Annotated in this window: 20 protein-coding genes; 7 read left to right on the top strand and 13 right to left on the bottom strand. The window is 31.9% G+C overall.

Annotated features, from left to right (window positions below):
- Positions 1-41: 41 nt before the first annotated feature.
- A complete protein-coding gene (locus RBH29_RS10545) occupies positions 42-221 on the bottom strand; it encodes a hypothetical protein (protein ID WP_306696783.1) in 180 nt (59 codons plus the stop codon).
- Between the two features lie 364 nt (positions 222-585).
- Complete coding sequence (locus RBH29_RS10540) at positions 586-1,791, bottom strand: NADP-dependent isocitrate dehydrogenase (protein ID WP_306696782.1); 1,206 nt, start codon at positions 1,789-1,791, stop codon at positions 586-588.
- Between the two features lie 428 nt (positions 1,792-2,219).
- Here RBH29_RS10540 and RBH29_RS10535 point away from each other — a divergent pair, with 428 nt between their 5' ends.
- Positions 2,220-3,248 carry a LacI family DNA-binding transcriptional regulator gene (locus tag RBH29_RS10535; RefSeq protein WP_306696781.1) on the top strand — a complete coding sequence of 343 codons (1,029 nt, stop codon included), beginning with the start codon at positions 2,220-2,222 and terminating at the stop codon, positions 3,246-3,248.
- 260 nt (positions 3,249-3,508) lie between these two features.
- Here RBH29_RS10535 and glgA read toward each other — a convergent pair whose 3' ends face one another.
- Complete coding sequence (gene glgA / locus RBH29_RS10530; protein ID WP_306696780.1) at positions 3,509-4,951, bottom strand: glycogen synthase GlgA; 1,443 nt, start codon at positions 4,949-4,951, stop codon at positions 3,509-3,511.
- A gap of 269 nt (positions 4,952-5,220) precedes the next feature.
- On the opposite strand from glgA, the gene RBH29_RS10525 reads away from it, so the two are divergent.
- Positions 5,221-6,435, top strand: coding sequence for an MFS transporter (locus RBH29_RS10525; RefSeq protein ID WP_306696779.1), 1,215 nt, complete (start codon positions 5,221-5,223; stop codon positions 6,433-6,435).
- A 308-nt stretch (positions 6,436-6,743) separates the two neighbouring features.
- Here the strand turns inward: RBH29_RS10525 and RBH29_RS10520 are convergent, their stop codons facing one another.
- From RBH29_RS10520 to RBH29_RS10500, 5 genes are all read right to left on the bottom strand, one after another.
- The gene (locus RBH29_RS10520; RefSeq protein ID WP_306696778.1) at positions 6,744-8,105 is read right to left on the bottom strand and encodes a cache domain-containing protein; all 1,362 of its coding nucleotides are present in this window, start codon (positions 8,103-8,105) and stop codon (positions 6,744-6,746) included.
- A 312-nt stretch (positions 8,106-8,417) separates the two neighbouring features.
- Entirely contained in the window at positions 8,418-9,098 is a 681-nt protein-coding gene (locus RBH29_RS10515; protein ID WP_306696777.1) for an RluA family pseudouridine synthase, read from the bottom strand.
- Positions 9,098-9,964, bottom strand: a complete 867-nt coding sequence (locus RBH29_RS10510; protein ID WP_373463320.1) for a class I SAM-dependent methyltransferase — start codon at positions 9,962-9,964, stop codon at positions 9,098-9,100. Before RBH29_RS10510 ends, RBH29_RS10515 begins: the two co-directional genes overlap by 1 nt.
- A gap of 23 nt (positions 9,965-9,987) precedes the next feature.
- Positions 9,988-12,093 (bottom strand): RNA degradosome polyphosphate kinase, encoded by a 2,106-nt coding sequence (locus RBH29_RS10505; protein WP_306696776.1) that lies wholly within the window; start codon positions 12,091-12,093, stop codon positions 9,988-9,990.
- Between the two features lie 6 nt (positions 12,094-12,099).
- A complete protein-coding gene (locus tag RBH29_RS10500; RefSeq protein ID WP_306696775.1) occupies positions 12,100-13,641 on the bottom strand; it encodes a Ppx/GppA phosphatase family protein in 1,542 nt (513 codons plus the stop codon).
- A 347-nt stretch (positions 13,642-13,988) separates the two neighbouring features.
- On the opposite strand from RBH29_RS10500, the gene speD reads away from it, so the two are divergent.
- Together speD and RBH29_RS10490 are read left to right on the top strand one after the other, a co-directional pair.
- Positions 13,989-14,798, top strand: a complete 810-nt coding sequence (speD, locus tag RBH29_RS10495; protein WP_306696774.1) for an adenosylmethionine decarboxylase — start codon at positions 13,989-13,991, stop codon at positions 14,796-14,798.
- A gap of 196 nt (positions 14,799-14,994) precedes the next feature.
- The gene (locus RBH29_RS10490) at positions 14,995-16,623 is read left to right on the top strand and encodes a DEAD/DEAH box helicase (RefSeq protein WP_306696773.1); all 1,629 of its coding nucleotides are present in this window, start codon (positions 14,995-14,997) and stop codon (positions 16,621-16,623) included.
- Between the two features lie 132 nt (positions 16,624-16,755).
- Here the strand turns inward: RBH29_RS10490 and RBH29_RS10485 are convergent, their stop codons facing one another.
- The 3 genes from RBH29_RS10485 to RBH29_RS10475 form a co-directional block, all read right to left on the bottom strand.
- Entirely contained in the window at positions 16,756-17,169 is a 414-nt protein-coding gene (locus RBH29_RS10485) for a hypothetical protein (RefSeq protein WP_306696772.1), read from the bottom strand.
- 437 nt (positions 17,170-17,606) lie between these two features.
- Positions 17,607-17,963, bottom strand: a complete 357-nt coding sequence (locus RBH29_RS10480; RefSeq protein ID WP_306696771.1) for a hypothetical protein — start codon at positions 17,961-17,963, stop codon at positions 17,607-17,609.
- A 119-nt stretch (positions 17,964-18,082) separates the two neighbouring features.
- Positions 18,083-19,249, bottom strand: coding sequence for a patatin-like phospholipase family protein (locus RBH29_RS10475; RefSeq protein WP_306696770.1), 1,167 nt, complete (start codon positions 19,247-19,249; stop codon positions 18,083-18,085).
- A 199-nt stretch (positions 19,250-19,448) separates the two neighbouring features.
- On the opposite strand from RBH29_RS10475, the gene RBH29_RS10470 reads away from it, so the two are divergent.
- Together RBH29_RS10470 and RBH29_RS10465 are read left to right on the top strand one after the other, a co-directional pair.
- Positions 19,449-19,763, top strand: coding sequence for a hypothetical protein (locus RBH29_RS10470; RefSeq protein WP_306696769.1), 315 nt, complete (start codon positions 19,449-19,451; stop codon positions 19,761-19,763).
- A gap of 87 nt (positions 19,764-19,850) precedes the next feature.
- A complete protein-coding gene (locus tag RBH29_RS10465) occupies positions 19,851-20,243 on the top strand; it encodes a hypothetical protein (RefSeq protein ID WP_306696768.1) in 393 nt (130 codons plus the stop codon).
- Between the two features lie 98 nt (positions 20,244-20,341).
- Here the strand turns inward: RBH29_RS10465 and RBH29_RS10460 are convergent, their stop codons facing one another.
- A complete protein-coding gene (locus tag RBH29_RS10460; protein WP_306696767.1) occupies positions 20,342-21,160 on the bottom strand; it encodes a sporulation peptidase YabG in 819 nt (272 codons plus the stop codon).
- A gap of 222 nt (positions 21,161-21,382) precedes the next feature.
- Between RBH29_RS10460 and RBH29_RS10455 the strand changes: the two genes are divergently transcribed.
- Positions 21,383-21,607: a hypothetical protein gene (locus RBH29_RS10455; protein ID WP_306696766.1), complete on the top strand. Its 225-nt coding sequence runs from the start codon at positions 21,383-21,385 to the stop codon at positions 21,605-21,607.
- Between the two features lie 205 nt (positions 21,608-21,812).
- Here RBH29_RS10455 and RBH29_RS10450 read toward each other — a convergent pair whose 3' ends face one another.
- The gene (locus RBH29_RS10450; protein WP_306696765.1) at positions 21,813-22,052 is read right to left on the bottom strand and encodes a hypothetical protein; all 240 of its coding nucleotides are present in this window, start codon (positions 22,050-22,052) and stop codon (positions 21,813-21,815) included.
- Between the last annotated feature and the right edge of the window lies 1 nt (position 22,053).

Genomic DNA, 22,053 nt, shown 5'->3' with positions numbered 1-22,053 from the left:
TTGCCAACTTAAATATTTTTTATCCGAAAACAGCTGGTATGTTACATAACTTTCTCAAAAATTATCCCCTTGTTAAATTTGTCATTACCACCTTTATCTGTGTAGGAAAACATAATTTTATGGGTTTTTCTGGCGTTTTGAATTAGGAGGACATCAAAACTACAGGTGTTTGCCAACAGCATTTCTACTTTTTGCAAGTTTTTCTTATAACCATCTTTCAATTTATAACCTTCTCTCTTCTTTAAAAAGTTAACCGTTCCATTCTTCTATATTAATCTCAAAATACTCCCCTTGTATAAACATTCCACACAGATACATCCCTTCTTTTTCTTTTTTTAATATGCAACATTACCAGCTGACAATTTATATAATACATCACAAAAGGTCACGTATGTAAGTGCCATTAGTCACTACTTTCCGTGACTATGGTCACTACTTTTATAAAAAAAATGTGACTATAGTCACGGAAAAACGTGACCATAGTCACAAAAAAACGTGACCTCAGCCACGTTTTTTGTCTGTTATCATCTTATACAGATGTACTTAGTAAATGCAAAGAAAAATATTTTGCTCTGTAATGATGCTTTACATACTATCCAAAGTATTTTTAACCTCTTTTAGAAAGTCTTCAGTATTAACCACTTTCTTTTCTTTTTGTTCAGATAGCATTGCTAAATCTTTTGTCATTACACCTTTTTCAATTGTCTCAATTGCTGCTTTCTCAAGCTTGCTTGCAAACTCTACAAGCTCATCTATTTTGTCAAGTTCTCCACGTTTTTTAAGAGCTCCAGACCATGCAAATATAGTGGCCATTGAATTGGTAGATGTCTCTTCACCTTTTAAATGTCTGTAATAATGCCTTGTAACTGTACCATGAGCAGCTTCGTATTCATACTTTCCATCAGGAGAAACTAAAACTGATGTCATCATAGCTAAACTTCCAAAAGCAGATGCTACCATATCCGACATAACATCACCATCATAGTTTTTACATGCCCATAGCATTCCACCTTCAGACCTTACAATACGTGCGACAACATCATCAATTAATGTATAAAAGTATTCAATATTGTTCTCTTCAAACTTGTCCTTGTATTCAGCTTCAAAAATTTCAGCAAATATGTCTTTGAATCTATGGTCATAAGTCTTTGAAATGGTATCTTTAGTTGAAAACCAAAGATCTATTTTTTTATCAAGTGCATAATTAAAACAAGCTCTTGCAAAACTTTTAATAGACTTATCTGTATTATGCATTCCAAGCATAACACCTGGTCCATCAAATTCATGAACTGTTTTTTTAGAAACTTTTCCGTCTTCAGACGTAAAAACAAGTTCTGCCTTTCCTGATGTCTCTGCATGAATTTCAGCATCTTTATATATATCACCATATGCATGCCTCGCAATTGTAATAGGCTTTTTCCATGGCTTAACGAAAGGCTTTATACTGTTTGTTACTATTGGGGCACGAAATACCGTTCCGTCTAGTATTGCCCTTATAGTTCCATTTGGACTTTTCCACGTTTTTTTCAAATTATATTCTTCGACTCTTTGAGCATTAGGAGTAATAGTTGCACACTTTACTCCTACACCATATTCCTTTATGGCATTAGCCGAATCAACTGTTATCTGATCGTCTGTTTTATCTCTCTTATCAAGACCTAAATCATAATATTCAGTTTTCAAATCCACATATGGTTCTAATAGAATATCCTTTATCATTTTCCATATAACTCGCGTCATTTCATCTCCGTCTATTTCTACTAACGGAGTACTCATTTTTATTTTACTCATTATTACTTCTCCTCCCTGTAATTTAAAATTTATGTGAAAGATTATATCATGCTTAAACAGTGATAAATACCCTACTATTTTAAAATAAATTTCTCCATTAATCAAGAAGGTTATAAAATAAGGTATTTTTCATTCTATTAATATGTAATAGAGGGCATAATTCATTAAGTGATATTTAAAAAGGATATAATATTTTTAAAAAATCATACTCTTTTCAAAAAATTATCATACATGTATTCTCAATGCCTTAAAATCACCTGTAACAGCTGGTATAAGTGTAGAATCGCTCTTTATCATTTTTTCATTGCCGCCCCTATAATTAATTTGACATTCTCCATCTAAAACAAGACTTATTGCTTATAACATTGAAATGATTTAAAATACTATTTATAATCTAAATTAAAATACTTTTATTTTTGGAGGGAGAAATGAATAAAAAGGTCACTATGGAGTCCATAGCCAACGAACTTGGAATAACTAAAAACACAGTGTCTTTAGCCCTTAGAAACATGCCTGGAGTCAGCGAAAAAACACGCAGACTTGTTATTAAAACCGCCCAACAAAACGGCTATAAATACAAAAACTCTTTAGATACAGTAAACAACTGCAAAGCTAAGAATATCTGTCTTATGCTTTCAGATGATACAAGAAGTTCTGTTGATTTCTTTTCTTTTATACAATATGGAATTGAATCTAAAGCAAAGGAAAATAATTTAAATACAATACTTCATTGTTTTGATGAAAAAAAAGATTTTGAAGTTCCACTGTGCATAAAAGATGGCATCATTTCAGGCATAATAACTCTTGGAAGGCTTTCACCAAAAACTCTAAAGTCTATCATTGCCCTTGATGTACCTCTTGTTGTAATTGATCATTTCTTTGATGATGTTAAGGCCAGCTACATACTAAGTGACAACGTATCAGGTGGTTATATCGCTACAGAACACCTAATTAACTCAGGTCATAGAGAAATTGGCTTTTGCGGAAACATATTTTCATCTTCAAGCTTTTTTGATAGATATCTTGGCTATTTAAAAGCTTTAACTCAATATAAGATTGATGTCAACCCACTTTACTCAATAACAGATACTTGCATGGCAGAGATGTCAAGTCACAAAATGATAATTGAAAAATTAGAAGAATTCCCCTCTTTCCCTACTGCTATGTTTTGTTGTAATGACATTGAGGCTATATCTATAATAAAAGCTTTGTCTTTAATGGGAATAAGTGTTCCTGATGACATATCCATCATTGGATTTGATGATATTGAATTGTCAAAAAATATTTCTCCTGAACTAACCACCATGCATATTTGCAAAGAACTTCTAGGAGAAAGAGCTGTTAAAAAGCTTACTTTACAAATGACCAAGACAGATTATACAAAAGAAAAAATATTATTACCAGCAAATTTAGTAGAAAGACAATCTGTTAAAAATATAGTAACAATTAAAAAATAACATCCGATTCTCATCATCCCAAACCCGCTAAACTATAAAAATCTTTACCTTAAGAATGGGACGTTATTTTTAAGCATTTCAAAAATCATTCTTATACTTTTTATGTTGTTATTTGGCTTTAACTAAACGAGTTCACTAAGGTTAATCATAAAAACTTCAGGCAAGGATTTTCCTCACCTGAAGCCATAATACCTAAACTTTGTCCAATCAATTTGCTTTAAACATAATCTTATCTTTGAAGCAAAAAATACTAAACCGATTTACTTTTTCAATGCTTTTTTGTATAAATTAATATACTCTTTAGCTGATCTCTCCCAGCTAAAATCTTCAGCCATTCCATTTTTCACGAGAAATTCCCATGTTGCTCTGTGATAATAAAAATGTACCGCCTGCTTAATTGCAAAAAGCATATCATGTGCATTGTATCTTGTAAAAGTAAATCCATTCCCTTTTTGTGTAATTTCATTATACTGTGTTACAGTATCTTTTAATCCTCCTGTTTCTCTTACAATAGGTATTGTACCATATCTTAAGCTAAACATTTGACTCAAACCACAGGGTTCAAAAAGAGAGGGCATTAAAAACATATCCGAAGCAGCATATATCCTCTGTGCCAGTAGCGGATCATATTTTAAATTAACAGATAGTTTATTTGGATATTTCCCCTCATAATGCTTTAACATCTCTTCATATCCTTGTTCACCTGCACCAAGAATTATAAGTTGAACATCTAGCTTTAAAATATCCTCCATTGCAAAATCTATAAGGTCAAATCCTTTTTGGTCAACCAGTCTTGATATTATACCTATAATTGGTACATCAATTCTTTCTTCAAAGCCAGCTGCTTGCTGAAGCATATGCCTGTTTACAAGTTTCCCTCCAATATTGTCCTTACTGAAATTTGCATGAATTCTCTTATCTGTAGCAGGATCATTAACTTCCATATCAATTCCGTTTAAAATACCATAAAGATCATCAGATCTCAACTCTAAAATATTATTTAAATTCTCACCAAAAAAATCAGTCTTAATTTCTTTTGAATAAGTCTTACTTACGGTAGTAATAATATCAGAATAAGCCACACCTGCTTTTAAGTAATTTACTTGATCATAAAATTCAATGCCTTCAGGGTTAAAATATTCCCAAGAAACTGCCAGTATTTCACTCAATACGTCTTTAGGATACACTCCCTGATATTTAAGATTGTGTATTGTGTACACCGTCTTTATTCCCTGATAAAAATCCAAATGCCTGTAATGTGCATTAAGTAACAGGCTCACCACTCCAGTTTGCCAATCATTACAATGAATAATATCTGGTTTAAAGTCAATAACAGGCAAAACTTCTATTAATGCCTTGCAAAAAAAGGCAAATCTCTCTGCTTCGTCATCATAGCCATAATAACCATCTCTTCCAAAGTAATATTCATTGTCCAAAAAGTAGTATATAACTCCATCCTGTTCTAAACTTAAAATAGCACAAAATTGATGTCTCCATGAGATGTCAACATATATGTAACCAACATATTCCATTTTGTCAACATACTCTTGCGGTATGTTTTTGTACTTAGGCATTATCACTCTTATGTCCTGCCCTAAACTGCTTAGTGATTTAGGAAGTGAAGCTGCCACATCGGCCAACCCTCCCGTTTTTGCAAATGGATCTACTTCTGATGATGCAAAAAGAACTTTGTTTTTTTTCATAAAAGACCTCCTGCGTATTTTTTTTAATGCTTAGCTTAATTCACCTGTTAAAAGGTGGTTTTTCTTGACGTGCTATTTTTATTACTAACATTGCCTCATATATATTATAATAAACATTTTAAATAAGTAAAATCATTTTTACAAAAATTACGCATATTATTATTTTCAAAATTGATAATAAAATGTCTACATCTCTTTATACTAATTAATAATATCATAACAGTAGTTACAATAAAAAATAATATTTATTAATTATTTGGAGGCTTATTATGGAAGCAAATAAAAAATGGGATTTGACTGCTTTAGCATCAATACCATTGATTATGACTCTTGGAGGTTCAATGTTAATACCCATACTTCCAACCATTGAAAAAGAAATAAATATAACTAAATTCCAATCAAGTTTAATACTAACAATATACTCTTTTGCATCTATACTTTTAGTTCCTGTTGCTGGATATCTTTCTGACAAACTAGGAAGAAAAAAAATAATAATACCAAGTCTTATTATAACAGGTATTGGTGGAATTGTTTCAGGTCTGGCAGCCTGGCTTATTCCAAATCCTTTTTGGGTAATAATTATAGGGCGTTTAATTCAGGGAATAGGTGCCTCAGGTGCTTTTCCTGTAGTTATACCAACCGTTGGAGACATGTTTAAGGAAGAAACTGACGTAAGTAAGGGACTTGGTATAATAGAAACTTCAAATACATTTGGAAAAGTAGTAAGCCCTATATTAGGGGCAGCCTTGGCAGCTCTTTTATGGTTTATTCCTTTTTTTGCAATTTCTTTTTTTGCAATAATATCAATTTTGCTTGTCATATTTTTAGTAAAAACTCCCAGTAAAGAAGAGGAAGAAAAAAAAGACAACTTTAAGGTATTTGTAAAAAAAATAAAAGATTTATTAAAAAAAGAAGGTCGTTGGCTTTCAGGTATTTTCATTGGCGGTTTGATAACCACCTTCATCCTTTTTGGACTTCTATTCTTCTTTTCTTCAATCCTAGAAGACAATCATGGTATAGAGGGAATTCCAAGAGGTCTGATTGTTGCTGTTCCTCTTTTAACTCTTTGTATTACTTCTTTTGTCATTGGAAAAATCATAGGAAAGAAAAAATTTTTAATGAAATGGATAATAGTAGCTGGAAATACATTAACTATAGCTTCACTTATTATTTTAAGCTTCTGGGATAATTTAGTGTTTTTAACCACAATTCTTTCTTTTGCCGGTATAGGAATCGGTGCAATTCTTCCATGCCTTGATGCACTAGTAACTGAGGGTGTGGAAAAACTACATCGGGGAACGATAACAGCCCTGTACAGCAGCATGAGACTACTTGGAGTCGCAATAGGTCCTCCTATTGCCGCTTTACTTCTTAAATCAGGTACTATGGCAGTTTTTTATACCCTTGCCGGAGCAGGTTTGGCAGCAATTATTTTAACACTTCTTCTTATAAGGCCTAAAAAAAACCACCCCAAACCTGCCTGATTTTTAGGTCTTATAGAATCTCAAATTAAATAATTCAAAAGCTTTTGCTCATTTCATTTTCAAATCTTTTTATCTTATTCTAAGAATCCACCTTCCACAAGGTGGAGTGCCTCTTATAAATCTTCAGGTGAAGTTGAATCTCCACCTGAAGCATCGATGTTTAGCTTTAGCTAAACGAATTCACTTGTTATGAAAGTTCAAAATACAGCAGTCAAGGAAATACATTCCTCCTGCTGTATTAAGTAATACCTTAAAAATAACGCCTCATTCTTAAAGATAAAATCCCAATGATTTAACCATCTAAAATTTTAATTTATATTTGTCTGAAATCTTACATCAAAGTTCTTTATATCAGATACCATCTTTATAGACAAGTACAAAAATGTTATGAATGATATTATAATGGCTAACAAACTAATTTGTGTTATAGCTTTTCTTAAACCAGCTATTTGATTAGCGACAACTTTTCTCTCAATACCTTTTGCCCACATGCCAATCACCTCTCCATTGTCATTTTTAATCGGTGTATACTTTGTAATGCATTTTTGCCCCACAATAGAGGTCTCAGCTATGTAATCTCTTCCCTGCTCTAAAACATTCTCCCTAACCTGATTAGAGGCTTTAGCTCCTATGGGTCTCGTCCCATCACTTCTTAAAATATTTGTAGAAACTATTGTATCCCCCATAAAAATAGTTAAAAATGTATCTGGACTGACTTTGTCTACTATTTCAAAGTTTTCGTTTAAAGAATTAGATCCTTTGTATAATTTGTTGTTTATAATTGACCAATTTCCTTCATATACATCGTCAATTAGAGCATGTCCTAATTCTGAACTAACTGTTAATCTATCTTCTATATTATCATTTTCAAGCTTATCAACAACATTACCAATTGTATATCCCTGAATGGTAAACCAGATCAAAAAGAATGTACCTATAAGTAATACTGACATCATTAAAACTTTTTTTTGAGCTTTATTACTATCAGAATCAGGTTCAATAAATGAAACATTGAGCGTATCTATGTCACTAAGATATCTTTTAGAATAGAGCAGCAATATCATACAACCCAATAAACCACACAATATAGATACAACAACAATAGAAGCCCTCATAGCAAATATCTGCTCTGCCTGATTACCGACATAAGTCTTAGGCATACTCACAGACCATATTCCAACTATTTCACCCTCATTATCTATTATAGGGACATATTTAACGGCATGCCTTTCACCTAGAATACTTTCTTCCCCTTCATAAGAAACGCCATTTCCAAAAATACTTTCTACTACATTATCTGATACCCTAGATCCAATAACTCTTTCACCTTCACCATCTAGAACACTTGTAGATACTCCTTCATCTGCAAGATATATAGTTGCAAGAGCACCTGTTTTTTCTTTAATTTCATCTACAATCTCAAAATTATAACTTATTAAGTCTTCTCCTATAAATAATCTGCCATCCCTAACATTCCAGTCACCATCATACCTGCTTTCAACAATATTCAAACCAAGTGCTGAAATAGAATCTAGTTTCTTAGATATGTTATCTTCAACTAAATTACTTACTCTGTTGTTGGTTACAAAAAAAATGGTAGCTGTAAATAGCACAATAAGAACAATCGAAACCCTCAGCAGCTTTTTTTTAAGCATAACCTTTTTTTTCATTATTACATCTCCTCCTAATAAAAATTTTAAAATGTAACTATATATAATAATTTTTTTATCTCATACAGAAAAACTTGCGATATTGCTCTAATATTGTTGGATAATCCATTAAATAAATCAGTGTAAAGCTAATTTATTATAAAGTGTTTCATGTCTTCTAGAACTTTAATTAAAAAGACAGATAAAAACTACTCTTCAAACATAATATTATACTATGTAGAAAAAATTTGCAATACTTTTGAAGAATTTTATGTTTTTTTGTTGATTGAAATATAATTTATCCTAGAACTTAAAAGCAAAAAAAATATACTTTTAAAAGCAATTCCAAGGTTTATCCTCAGGGGGTTTGCATTTAAATTCTATCTTTTTTTTAGTTGTAGGATGAATAAAGCTTATTTCATTAGACCATAATGCTATTTGCTGACCTAGAGAATTCAGTTTTCTGCCATATTTTTGATCCCCATATAAAGGGTGGCCTGCCTTAGAGAATTGAACTCTTATTTGATGAGGGCGACCAGTATGTAAATTTATCTTCACCAAACTAAAATTATTATTTTCATTCAAAACGTTATATTCTAAACAAGCATACTTGGCACCTTTTGTACTCTCGCTTACTATGTTTACAGTATTTTTACTTTTATCCTTCAAAAGATAATCTTCCATTTTGCCACTTTTATCTTTTAAAACACCATGAATTACAGCTAAATATCTCTTATAAAACTCTCTTTTTCTAATAAAATCTGAAAGTCTAGATGCAGCTTTAGAAGTTCGTGCAAACACCATTAGACCGCCAACTGGACGATCTAGTCTATGAACAAGGCCTAAATATACGTTGCCAGGTTTATTATACTTTTCTTTTATATAACCTTTTAAAGCTGTTAACATATCTTCATCATTTGTAGAATCCCTTTGAACAGGCATATTAACAGGTTTTTTTACCACCAAAAGATGATTGTCTTCGTAAATAACATCTATTTTTTCTCTTTTAACCATCACTTTGCCTCCCAGCGACCATAAATACCACAGGGCAAAATAAGACCTGTTTTAGAAACAGGAATTCCCACTTCTCCGCAGGAAATATTGCCCTTGTATTTCTTAGCAACAGTCATTTTGAGAATGTTTGAAACTACAGTTGGTGAAAAACCTGTTGTATAAGAGTTTATAAGAAAAAATAAAGGCTTTGAAGACAATACTTTCATACATTCTTCAACAAATTCAAAAAGAGACTCTTCTATCTTCCATAACTCTCCTTTTGGACCTCTTCCATAAGAAGGAGGATCCATAATTATACCATCATATTTATTTCCACGACGCTGTTCTCTTTTGACAAATTTAATAACATCATCAGTTATAAAGCGAACTGGTCTATCTGAAAGACCTGACAGTTCCACGTTTTCCTTTGCCCACTTTACCATTCCTTTAGCAGCATCAACATGACACACTGAAGCTCCTGCATGTGCTGCTGCAACAGTAGCACCTCCTGTATAAGCAAAAAGATTTAACACATTAATCTTCCTTGACTGAGAATGTATTTTTTCTATTATCCAATCCCAATTAATCGCCTGTTCAGGGAAAATTCCAGTATGTTTGAATCCAGTAGGTTCTATAAAAAAAGACATACCTTTATATGAAATACTCCATCTAGAAGGTATTTTTTTCTTATACTCCCACTTGCCCCCTCCTTTTGAACTTCTATGATAAATAGCATCTGCATTTTTTGAAAAACTCTTTTCTTCACTAACAGGCCAAATAATTTGTGGATCAGGTCTTCTCAAAACATACTTTCCCCATCTTTCAAGCTTTTCTCCATTACCTGTATCTATAAGTTCATAATCTTTCCAATCCTTTGTAACTAACACAATTACTCCTCCATTTAAACTAATTACTGTAAGTCTTTTTCCGCTTTCTCTAAAACCGCTTTTTGGGCTTCTTTGATGGCTAATTTGCAGAAATGTTCCTGACAGTTTAACTTTTCCTTTTCTTTCTTGTCCACTTCTACATAACCACCATTCTTATCCAACATTCTTCCTTTTTGGGTGTCTTTCATACATGTATTTAATATTTCTATTAATCGTTTAGAAATATCAGAATCTTCCACAGGAAACAGTATTTCAACTCTACGGTCAAGATTTCTCCCCATCCAGTCTGCACTAGATAAATAAACTAAATCTTCACCATCATTATGAAAGTAATATATTCTCCGATGCTCTAAAAATCTACCAACTATACTTTTTACTCTAATTCTTTCACTAAGCCCTTTAATACCTGGTCTCAAGCAACAAATTCCTCTTACTATTAAATCAATTTCGACACCAGCCTCTGAAGCTGCATAAAGCTCATTTATTATACCTTCATCCACAAGGGAATTTAAATTTGCAATTATTTTGGCTTTTTTTCTATTACGTGCATTTTCAGCTTCTTGGCGTATAAGCTTTTTAAACCTCTTTCTCAGTGTTACAGGTGCAACAGCTAATTTATACATTCTATTGAGTCTCGAATACCCTGACAACATATTGAAAACTGCTGAAGCATCTGCCCCAAAATAAGGATTTGATGTAAAAAGCCCTAAATCTGTATAAATTTTTGCCGTTGCATCATTGTAGTTTCCAGTACTCATATGAACATATCTTTTAATGCCATCTTCTTCCTTTCTTACCACTAAAAGTATTTTACAGTGAGTCTTTAAACCTACCAGTCCATATATTACATGACATCCTGCCATCTCAAGACGTTTTGCCCATATTATGTTGTTTTGTTCATCAAATCTAGCTTTAAGCTCAACAAGCACTGTAACCTGTTTACCGTTTTCAGCAGCTTGAGCTAAGGCTTCAACAATAGGTGAGTTACCACTTACTCTGTACAGGGTCTGCTTTATTGCCAAAACATCAGGGTCGTTTGCTGCCTGTTTTACAAATTCAATGACAGGTTCAAATGATTGATAGGGATGATGAAGAAGTATATCTTTTTGAGAAATAGTACTAAAAATATCTTCTTTATCAATTAACTCTGGAACAGGCTGTTGTAGATATACTGGATATCGCAAATGATCATAACCTTTTATTGAGTGAACTTTCATTAAAAAAGTCAAATCTAAAGGCCCATTTATTTCATAAACAGTTTCTCTCGGCACTTCAAACTCTCTAATCAATATTTCTAAAAGATCCGGTGCCATCCCATGCTCAATTTCAAGTCTTATAACCATTCCCCATTTTCTTTTTTTAATATATTGCTGAATGGCTTCTAAAAGATCTTCTGCTTCCTCTTCATTAAGCCCTTGATCAGTATTACGTGTAATACGATAACAAGCCATTGTTATAATGTTATGCCCTTCAAAAATAGTTTTAATGTACATTTTAATTATATCTTCCAGTAATATAAAACACTTTTCATCATCTTCTCCTGGAAGCTCAATAATTCTACCCAAAACTGAAGGCACCTGAACCATTCCAAATATCGGTTCATCCCCTTCTTCTTTGTTTTCAATAAGCAATGCTATATTAAGACTTTGATTTAATACAAGAGGAAAAGGTCTGCTCCTGTCAACTACCATAGGCGTTAGAACAGGATAAACTGTATTATAATAAAATGTCTCAATAAAATCTTTTTGCTTTTCATTAAGATCTTTAGGCTTTAATAAAAATATTTTTTCCTTTTTAAGACAGGGGACAAGAGAACGATTGTAACAACTATACTGGTCACATATCATTTTATGAGCTCTCATAGAAATCAAATTAATCTGTTCTCTTGGCGTAAAGCCTGCAATATCAGGCTCTTTAAATCCTGCCAACACCTGATCAAACAGCGATGCAACCCTTACCATAAAAAACTCATCTAGATTTGAACTTACAATTGACAAAAATTTAAGCCTTTCTAAAATAGGGTTACTATTACCTTTGCATGCTTCATTAAGTACTCTTTCATTAAATTCAAGCCAGCTTAATTCTCTGTTAAAATAATTTCTCTTTAATTGGTATTCAAATTTTTTCATAAAATATCACCCTCTACATCTAATAACAGGTTTACTTCCCATTACTTCTTCAAAAAAATTGACGTTACTTGCAAAAGTCCATTTTTCCAACATAATATTCTGATCTGCCCACACATTAAAGTGCAGTTCCTTAGAATAATTGTTGATTTCAAGCTTCTTTATTTTTTGTTTATGAGATATATCTAAAGCTTCAGCTATTCTTAAAATCACTGCAAGTTTTGAGACAATTATTTTTTCACCAGCATCAAGTACATAATAATTATCATGTGATAAATTAGGAATTTCATCACTATGATATCTTGCTATATTTGCAACAATATTCAGTTCACTATCTGACAATCCCATAATATCCTGAAAACGAATAATATTATATGAATGAACATCGTGATTGTTATGATTTACATACTTCCCTATATCATGTAATATTGATGCCACTCTCAAATAAAATCTTTCAGTTTCACCAAGAACATGGATTTTCTTGCTTTGATCAAATATAGACAATGCAATTTTTTCAATAAATCTGCTGTGAACTTCATCAATAGAATATTTCTTTCCAATATGCCACACAGAAGTAATTATATCATCATATGCCTCCTTTTTTCTTGCGGTGTTAAATCTATCGTCTACCATATGTACTAAAAGCCCATGCCTTAGCGATACCATAGGTGCAAATATAGAATTTGCATTGGTCATTTCCAAAAAACTATTAAAAAGTATTATAGACGGCAAAAGAATTTCTGCCTGATTTTTTGAAAGACTAAACTCCTCTATTATCTGAGATGTCGTTAATCTATGAACTTTTTCATATAGCTTTTTAAGATCTTCTTTTTTAATTTGAAATTTATTGTTCTTTTTCTTTGTACATAATTTTATAATTGTTTTTAATTCTCCACCTAGGCCAACAAAGCTCTTAATATCGAATTTAGGTAGTATAAGTTTCATAAAATCTATTCTGCTTTCAATAAACTCCTCCATCAATCCAGGAAAATCAAGAGTTCTCTTTTCAAGACTGGCTAAAATTTCTCTAAGTCTTAAAGAACCAACTTTCATATATTCAGTAAATCGCAAACTGCCTTCGCTGTATACTGAAATTTCAACACCTCCTGAACGTATGTCTATTATTAATATGCCCTTATCAGTAAATTTCTTTTCATTAGCCATATAACTTCTTATAGCTTTAGACATTAAAAAACGTTCTTGAGCATTATTAATCACTTCAACCTCTAAACCAGTTCTATTTTTTATTTGCTCTAAAACATACTCTCTGTTTTCTGCTTCTCGTATTCCACTTGTACTTACTGCTCTATAATTCTTAAGTTTATAGTCTTTTATGATTTTTAAAAACCCTTTTAATGTATCACATGTATCATGAATTGATTCCACCTGTATCCTACCATATGAAAAAGTATCTTTACCTATATGAGTAGGCATATACAAATCTTCAAGAGGAATAATTTCCCCTTCTGATGTAACCTGTGCTATCATCATTCTTAAAGAATTAGATCCCACATCAATAGCAGCCATTACTTCATATTTTTCTTTCTCCATAAAAGGCTACATCCTTTCTTCTAAATTATTACTATACCGAAAATATTTTTAAAATAGAATGAATGTCTATACAAAGTATTATAACATTTAAATCTTATATATCAAATGTATTTTTTTTTGCACATGTTGTTTATCTTAATCTAATATTTTCAGATGAAGTAGCCCCACCATCTGAACCTTTGATATTTAGCTTTAGCTAAATGGGTTCACTAAATACACCTTTTATGCTTTTATTTTATTTTAAAAAAACATACATATTTTTATTGTCCCATTTACAAAATATTATTATAAATTTATAATATAAATTGTAAAAGTTTTAAGATATTATTATATAGAGGAGGGAATTTATGGAAGTTAATTCTTTTAAAAAACTAAAATTATATGGTTTTAACAATCTTACAAAAACTCTAAGTTTTAATATATATGATATATGTTATGCTAAAAATTTCAATCATCGCAAAGGCTATATTGACTATATTGATGAGCAATACAACGCTGAAAGACTAACTAAAATTTTGTCAAATGTATCATCAATAATTGGTGCTAATATTTTAAATATTGCCAGTCAGGATTATGAGCCCCAAGGTGCCAGTGTAACAATGCTTATTTCAGAAGAAAAAATCATAAATGCACCTATTGATGATTCTGATGAGACTGCATCTCCAGGCCCATTACCTGAAACAGTTTTAGCACACCTTGACAAAAGTCATATTACTGTGCATACTTATCCAGAAAGCCATCCTGATGATGGTATTAGTACTTTTAGAGCGGATATTGATGTTTCCACATGTGGACGAATATCACCTCTTAAGGCTCTAAATTATTTAATACATAGCTTTGACTCGGATATAATAACAATCGATTACAGGGTACGAGGCTTCACAAGAGATGTGTCCGGAAGAAAATTTTTTATTGACCATAAAATTAACTCTATTCAAAACTATATATCAAATGACACTAAAAATATGTATCATTTAATTGATGTTAATGTATACCAGGAAAATATCTTCCATACAAAAATGCTTTTAAAGGATTTTGATTTAGACAACTACCTTTTTGGAATTACAAAAAAAGACCTTAAGGCAAATGAAAAGAGAAAAATAAAACTTAAACTTAAAAAAGAAATGTCTGAAATTTTTTATGGTCGAAATATCTAATTTTCTATTTATAAATGCTTTAATGTTTAAGAACTAAATGGTATAATTAATTTATTATGTTTATAAATCAAGCTCTATAAAGATGATTAAATATACACATACTAAAAATACATTCATTAGCAATGGATTTTAATAAACACGATAGACTTTTTACTAAATAAAGGTCTATTACTAATTAATGAAAAGGATTTGAAATATGAATAACTTAACTTTTAATGAACTAAACTTGTCTTTTCAATTACAAAAAGCAATTGAAGACATGGGATTTGAAGAAACTACTCCAATTCAATCTCTAACCATTAATCACATACTAAATGGTCGTGATGTTATTGGACAGGCTCAAACTGGAACAGGAAAAACATGTGCTTTTGGAATACCAGCAATTGAAATGTTAAACTCTGACACTGAAGATCCACAAGTTCTAATATTGTGTCCTACAAGAGAACTTGCTATACAGGTATCAAAGGAATTAAAAAGTGTATCTAAATATAAGGAAAAGGTACGAATTCTCCCAATATATGGGGGACAGCCAATTAATCGTCAAATTAGTGCTCTTAAAAGACGCCCTCAAATTATAATAGGTACTCCTGGGAGAATTATGGATCACTTAAGGCGTAACACTCTAAAACTTATGAACATAAAGATGATGATTTTAGATGAAGCAGACGAAATGCTTAATATGGGCTTTAGAGAAGATATTGATACTATTTTACAAAAAATACCTTCTAAAAGACAGACCATCTTTTTCTCTGCTACTATGCCAAAAGAAATACTGGATTTAACAAAAAAATATCAAATCGACCCAATTCATGCAAAATCTGCACACAAAGAAATTACAGTGCCTGCAATTGAGCAATTCTATCTTGAAGTAAGTTCAACAGCTAAGCTGGAGGTATTGTCAAGATTACTTGATGTAAATGATATCAAACTATCTTTAATATTTTGCAATACAAAAAAAATGGTAGATGAGCTAACAGGAAGCCTTCAGTCAAGAGGTTATTCAGCTGAAGCTCTTCATGGTGACATGAAGCAGGAACAACGAGATCGTGTTATGTCCAAATTCAGAAAAGGCCTTATTGATACCCTTATTGCCACAGACGTTGCAGCTCGTGGAATAGATGTGGATGATGTAGAAGCTGTTATCAACTATGATATACCCAACGATGAAGAATACTATGTACACAGAATTGGACGAACAGGAAGAGCTGGAAAAGCTGGAAAAGCATTTACTCTTGTTGTAGGTCGTGAAATACACAAATTAAAAGAAATTCAAAGATACACAAAGTCATATATTAAATTAATTAAACCCCCATCTCTCATGGATGTGGAGGAAAGAAAAATTGGTAATACTTTAAATAAGATAGAAGAAACTTTAAATGATGGCAGTTTTTCCAAGTACGTACCATATATAGAAAGTGTTCTTGATGACTCAAATTCAGTAAAAAGCAGTGATAATTATGTGACAACTTTAGAAATTGCTGCAGCATTACTAAAAATAATGTTCTACAAAGATAATCCGCAGGATATCTGTGAGAAACCTACTAAGGATACCAATGTCCCTGATGGAATGGTTCGACTTTATATGGATATTGGCAGAAATAACAAAGTACAACCAAGGCATATTGTTGAAAGCATTGCTTCTTCTACAGGATTACCTGGTAAACTTATCGGAGCTATTAATATTTTTGATAAATTTAGTTTTGTTGATGTTCCCGGAAAATACGTCCCTCAAGTTTTAAAGTCAATGAAGGATAATACCGTCAAGGGTAGAAAAGTTGTCATTCAAAAATCCCATAAAAAACGAAAACGTCAAAGAAGATTATAATACTAATTTATAAATGTTAAAAGGGAGAAACCCCTCTTATAAGCTTCAGGTAGAGTAAAATCTCCACCTGAAGCACTATGTTTTACATACAGTTGATTTCACTTTAACACAAAAAACTATAAAACCTAAAATTCAACTCAGGGCTTCGTACAATTTTAAAACCCTATCAACTATCATTCTTTCACGATTGCCAAAAATAGGTTTTATTATATTAAGAGCCTCCACTGTTTTTTTTATATCCACTCCTCTTGTATATGTACTAAAATGTCTATTAAGATTATTACACGTTTCCAAACACAACTTACCTTTCTTAGCAACTTCACCTAACGCTTCTCTTTGTTCTTCAGGTGCATATCGGGATAAAATATCCAATATTTCACAGGCATTAGTTATCGTATTGGTTGTATCTATTTGATTTCTTTCATTGCCTGATGGAGAATATAACACCTCACCTATTTTTCCTGCAGCAAATATTCCATTTGCAATATTATATAATGTCTTGTACCCGTCCATATTTTCACCTCTTTCAAAACTTATTTTACTCATAGCTACTACGGAATAACCATAAATAAACCATTAGTTTTTTAGATCAAATGGTTTATCTCATGTATAATATGTGAAGTTCTTATCCTTCGTTACCTACCATATATAAATGTTTATCTTGTTCTAAGACTCCACCTGAAGCCTCGATGTTTATCTTTAGCTAAAGGAGTTCACTTTTTATATCATATAGTCCATTTTAGATTTTGATCTATAGTAGAAAATTAACCTTTACTTAAAAATAACCTATTTTTAGATATGGTAAAACGACCAGTCTGAAATCTCCTTAAATTAGGCAAGGGGCACCCCCTTGCCTATCCCTGATTTGCTTTACATAATTTCTATCTCATTTTAACACTCCACCTTCTATAAGGTGGAGTTCCTCTTTAATTTTAGATGATGATAAAGTCTCCATCTAAATCTCCGATATTTAGGCAAATTCACTATTCTTTGTTGCAATTGTAAGCTTGCCAACCATATGGTTCAGCAGGTTTTTCTAATGCCTCAATGTCTGTATTCTCTCTAAGCTTTTTTACTTTATCCTGTGCTAAAACATTACCTAGAATATCTTCACACTCTGCCAATACTTCGCATATGCAATTAATGTCAACAAACTTCACAATACCTCTACACGTGCTTGCAACAACCATGTTTCCTATGACAGCTTCAACCACAACAGCCTGTTTTTGCCCTGACTTAAGAACAATTACTACTTTTTCACCTTTAAGAAATCTAAGCAAATCTCTTATGTTGCTTGGAAACCTTCTGTGCCTATCGATCCCACCAATGTCTTGATACATAATATACACCTCCCAAAATGTTTTGCTACTATATAGTATGTATAAAATAAAATTGTTGCTACTTATTATGTCTAGTTGTTATGTTTGTAAAAAGACGCATTTTATCCTTTAAGTGTTTTCTAAATTTTATTGAAAAAACTTTTTAAAAATAGCAACATCAAAATAAGTATACTATTTAAATACCAATAATCAATTCCTCCAATCCTATCTTTCCCTAAAAATTTTTTTGCTGATTTATATCCATATTTCATAAGGTAATCCAACTCATCATCACTTAAATCAAAATCCAGAAAAGATATATTGGATGTATTTATTTTAATAATATTTTTTTCATTAAAACTAACATTTTCCGGGACACCAATATCGTATATACTGGAAATAATATTTTTAAGTATATTAAAAGGATTTAATCCATGAAAGCTCTTTTTGCCTTCTAATTTCATTCCTATTGAAGGTATATTAAAAGGATGTCCCCACCTATTCACATATCTAGTTTTACTATCAATCAGCCAAAAAGGAAAATTATCAAATACACCTCCATCAACAAAATTATGATCTATTTGTATATTATTCTCTATTCTTTTAACATGTACAGGTTTAAATACAAATGGCACACTTGTACTCATCCTAACAGCCTTTGCAACTTCTAGGTTATCAGGATTTATTCCGTAAAACTCCATATCATCTGGTAAAACAACAATTTTTCCTCTAGTAGCATCTACCGCTGTCATTCTCATTTTATACCCATTTGGATTTACCCTGTCTGATAATCCTCCTCTTAAGTCACCAAAGGTTCTTATTCCTCTTTTACGCAAAATACCATATATCCATTCTTCTATATAGTCGCCATCAAAAAGATACCCCTGCTTACAAAATTTAATTATTTTTTTGACAATGCCGCTACGCATATCAAAAAAGTTAGGCTCACCTAGATTGTGCTTATAGTCTTTGTTTAATCGTTCCATAAATAAAAAAGGATTCATATCTTCTTGTAAAGACCTTTGATCTTGAAAAAAATGTATGTAGTCAGATACCATAGGAATTCTCCTTACAATATCGCTGCCCTTTACTTTTTCAAAATTAAAATTATTTAAAATACCTCTTAAACTATGTGCACTGTAGCCCGATGCAAGAATAGTTCCCACTATAGACCCTGCAGACACACCTGCTATGTTTAAGAAATTCCATCCTCTACGCTCAAATTCCTCAAGAGCACCTATATATGCAATTCCCTTAACACCACCACCACTTAGTATAAGATTTGATCTTTTATTACTTACAGACACATACATCTCCCCTTCTATAATTTGCACTATATATTATATTTAAAAAATATTAAACTTAGAATGTAACATTTAAAACAGAAAACTAATATACTGTAATGGAAAAGATAAATTTATCACAAGCTATTGAACGCAAAATTTTTAACTTATTGCGTTCAAAGTATTTTGTTATTATTAATTTAAAAAAGAAAGGATTGATTTTATGGCGGATAATGATTTGAATAAAACACTTTCAGACATCATGGAAAACATGGACAAAAAAACTTTGCAGGATAATTTGTTAAAAGCTTTAGACACATTAAAGCAAAGTAATGCAGATGACTTAGCAAATCAAATAAACTCTGCATGTAATAGCTCACAAAACACATCGGATAAACAATCTTTAGATAAGTTAAATGTTGATACAAATGCAATAAAAAATATTAACCCTTCAGAATTAGAAAAACTTATTAATTACATAGGCAGCCACGGTGACGAAGTTAAAGACAAACTTAAAGATGTCATTAATAAGGAATAGTGAACAGGTTAAAATTTGCATCACATTAATAAAAAATGTGATGCAAAAATTTTTTAATATTTTTCAAATAATACGGAGGAATAATTTATGAGTGAAGACATGGATAAAAGTATAAAACAAGCAATAGAAATGATAAGTAAACCTGAAACTTTAAAAGGGCTTTTAAGTGTTTTGGGAAATACCGACAGTAAACCCTCAACCAATCAAACTCAAAACCAACTTTCAACTGATAAAAAAAATGAAAACACTTTGTTAGGAACAGACATGGATGAAAATGTAGAACTTTTGAGAAAAGTTAAAGAAGTAGTAAGTACATTAGATTCTAGGAATGACCCTCGAATTAACCTTCTAAGTGCCATAACACCTTTTATGAACAAAAAAAGACAAAAAGCTGTTAATGATTGCGTACAACTATTGAGAGTTTCACAACTTTTACCTGTTATATTAAAAATGAATAACCATAAAAGTCCAGGAACATAAATTCCCTGGACTTTTATGGTTATTATAATAGATTTTCCTTTGCTCTCTGCATTAATATGCTATACAAATTTCTTTCTCAAACTCACATTCTCAAAATTTTAAGCTGTTGTTAATCTGCCTCTCGTGCTTACTCCTCCTATCCCTCTTGTGCCTGCATATGTGCCTCTTACTGCTTGATTGGGAGTTATAATTCTGTTTTGTGAGGTTATAGCGAATCTAGAAGCCACAATCGCTGGATCAACAGAATGTATCAATACTCTTGATGGTGAACTTGCATAAGTAGCACCTGCTGAAACAAGTGCTTCATAATATGATTGGCATGCCCCTGCAAATATAAACAAATTATCAGAATTTGGTTGATACGCCCTAGCTTCTCGTACCGTCTGAGCATAATATCTTGAATACGTATAGCTTTCAAATGAATTAACATCTGTAGCATCTTTGCTTAATCCGTCATGTCCTGTAAAAACTACAATATCAGGATTATGCTGACTTAAAAGACTTCTTGCAGCCTGAGGTTGATCTGGCTCATCTACATATACACCTACAGGTCTTAACCCTCTACTTCTATAATACATCATACTTGTATTTAGAAAACTTCTACTTCCATCTACATGTAGTATTTTTCCTGGTCTTCTTCTTTGCATGTTAAATAGATACGGATTTCTAAATAGCCTATTAAAAAACTGATTTGCTTTCAACATAAAAATATTTTTTTGAGTGTTGGAATGAACGGTTCTAGAATTTACTTTTATCAAATCACTTTCATCCGAATCAGCTGCTAACCTAAAAAACAAGCCCTTTAGTAGATATTGTTCATCTCGGTCATCATTTCTTATAACATCAGCAATTTCAAATGTAATATCTGCACCGTATGATTTTCTTGCAACAATATCACCTATTTTATAGTCTGACATATTAAGTCCCCCTTCTTTGAACTATTTCTAAAATTATGTATTGTTTTAAACACATGAAATTTGCACAATACATCCTATGCAAAACCTTATATTTTGGATAATAAAATTAGTGAAGAAAAATATTGATGTGGTAACACTTTTTTAAATATATGAATATATTGTATTATTACCCTGAGTATTTTTGTGTCTATATTATATCTATGTTAGAAAGGAGTGCATTATATGTCTGATGATAGAGCTTTCCCAGCTGCTGCAGGTGCTGCCGCTGCACCAGTTGCCCCAGCTGCCGCAGGTGCTGCCGCTGGTCCTGCATGTGGAACAGGTGCAGTGGCGGGTGCAGGGACGTTTTTTGGAGGTTTTGGATTCATATTTATTATTCTAATAATAATCATTCTTCTTCCTCTCTTTGGATTTGGCGGCTTTGGAGCTTTTGCACACGAAGACTGATATACGTAATAAAAGCCGCGGGGCATCGAGCCCTTTTGGTTAAGTCTAGCAATACATTTTAAGACTTAAAGCAATCAATTAAAGGGGGATTATCCCCCTTTAATTATGATTTAGAAGTCTTTATTCACTTTAAAGTCCCACCTCCTATAGTTATAATTTTACTAAAAGTATGTACTACCAAAAGATATCTAGGCATTCAAATAATCTAAAAATTATTATTATTAGGATCAAGAGAACCTAATAGAACAACCTGTACAGTTCTGTCTTTATCTATAAGAAGAGAATTTACTTCAAACAGATTTAGCAAAAGTCCTGCTATAACCAGCCCCTGTGCCGGTGATAGCCTTTTTGGACTCTTTTTAGAAGCAGCAGCCCCTGCTTCAGGCTTGTTTAAAATATTTAAAAGCTCTTTTACCAGCGAACTTAAATCTCCCTCTGTATACAAA

This window comes from Herbivorax alkaliphila, from assembly GCF_030848475.1.
In the GTDB taxonomy this organism is placed as follows: domain Bacteria; phylum Bacillota; class Clostridia; order Acetivibrionales; family Acetivibrionaceae; genus Herbivorax.
The sequence above is the reverse complement of the archived record's forward strand: the minus strand, read 5'-3'. Positions and strand labels throughout refer to the sequence as shown.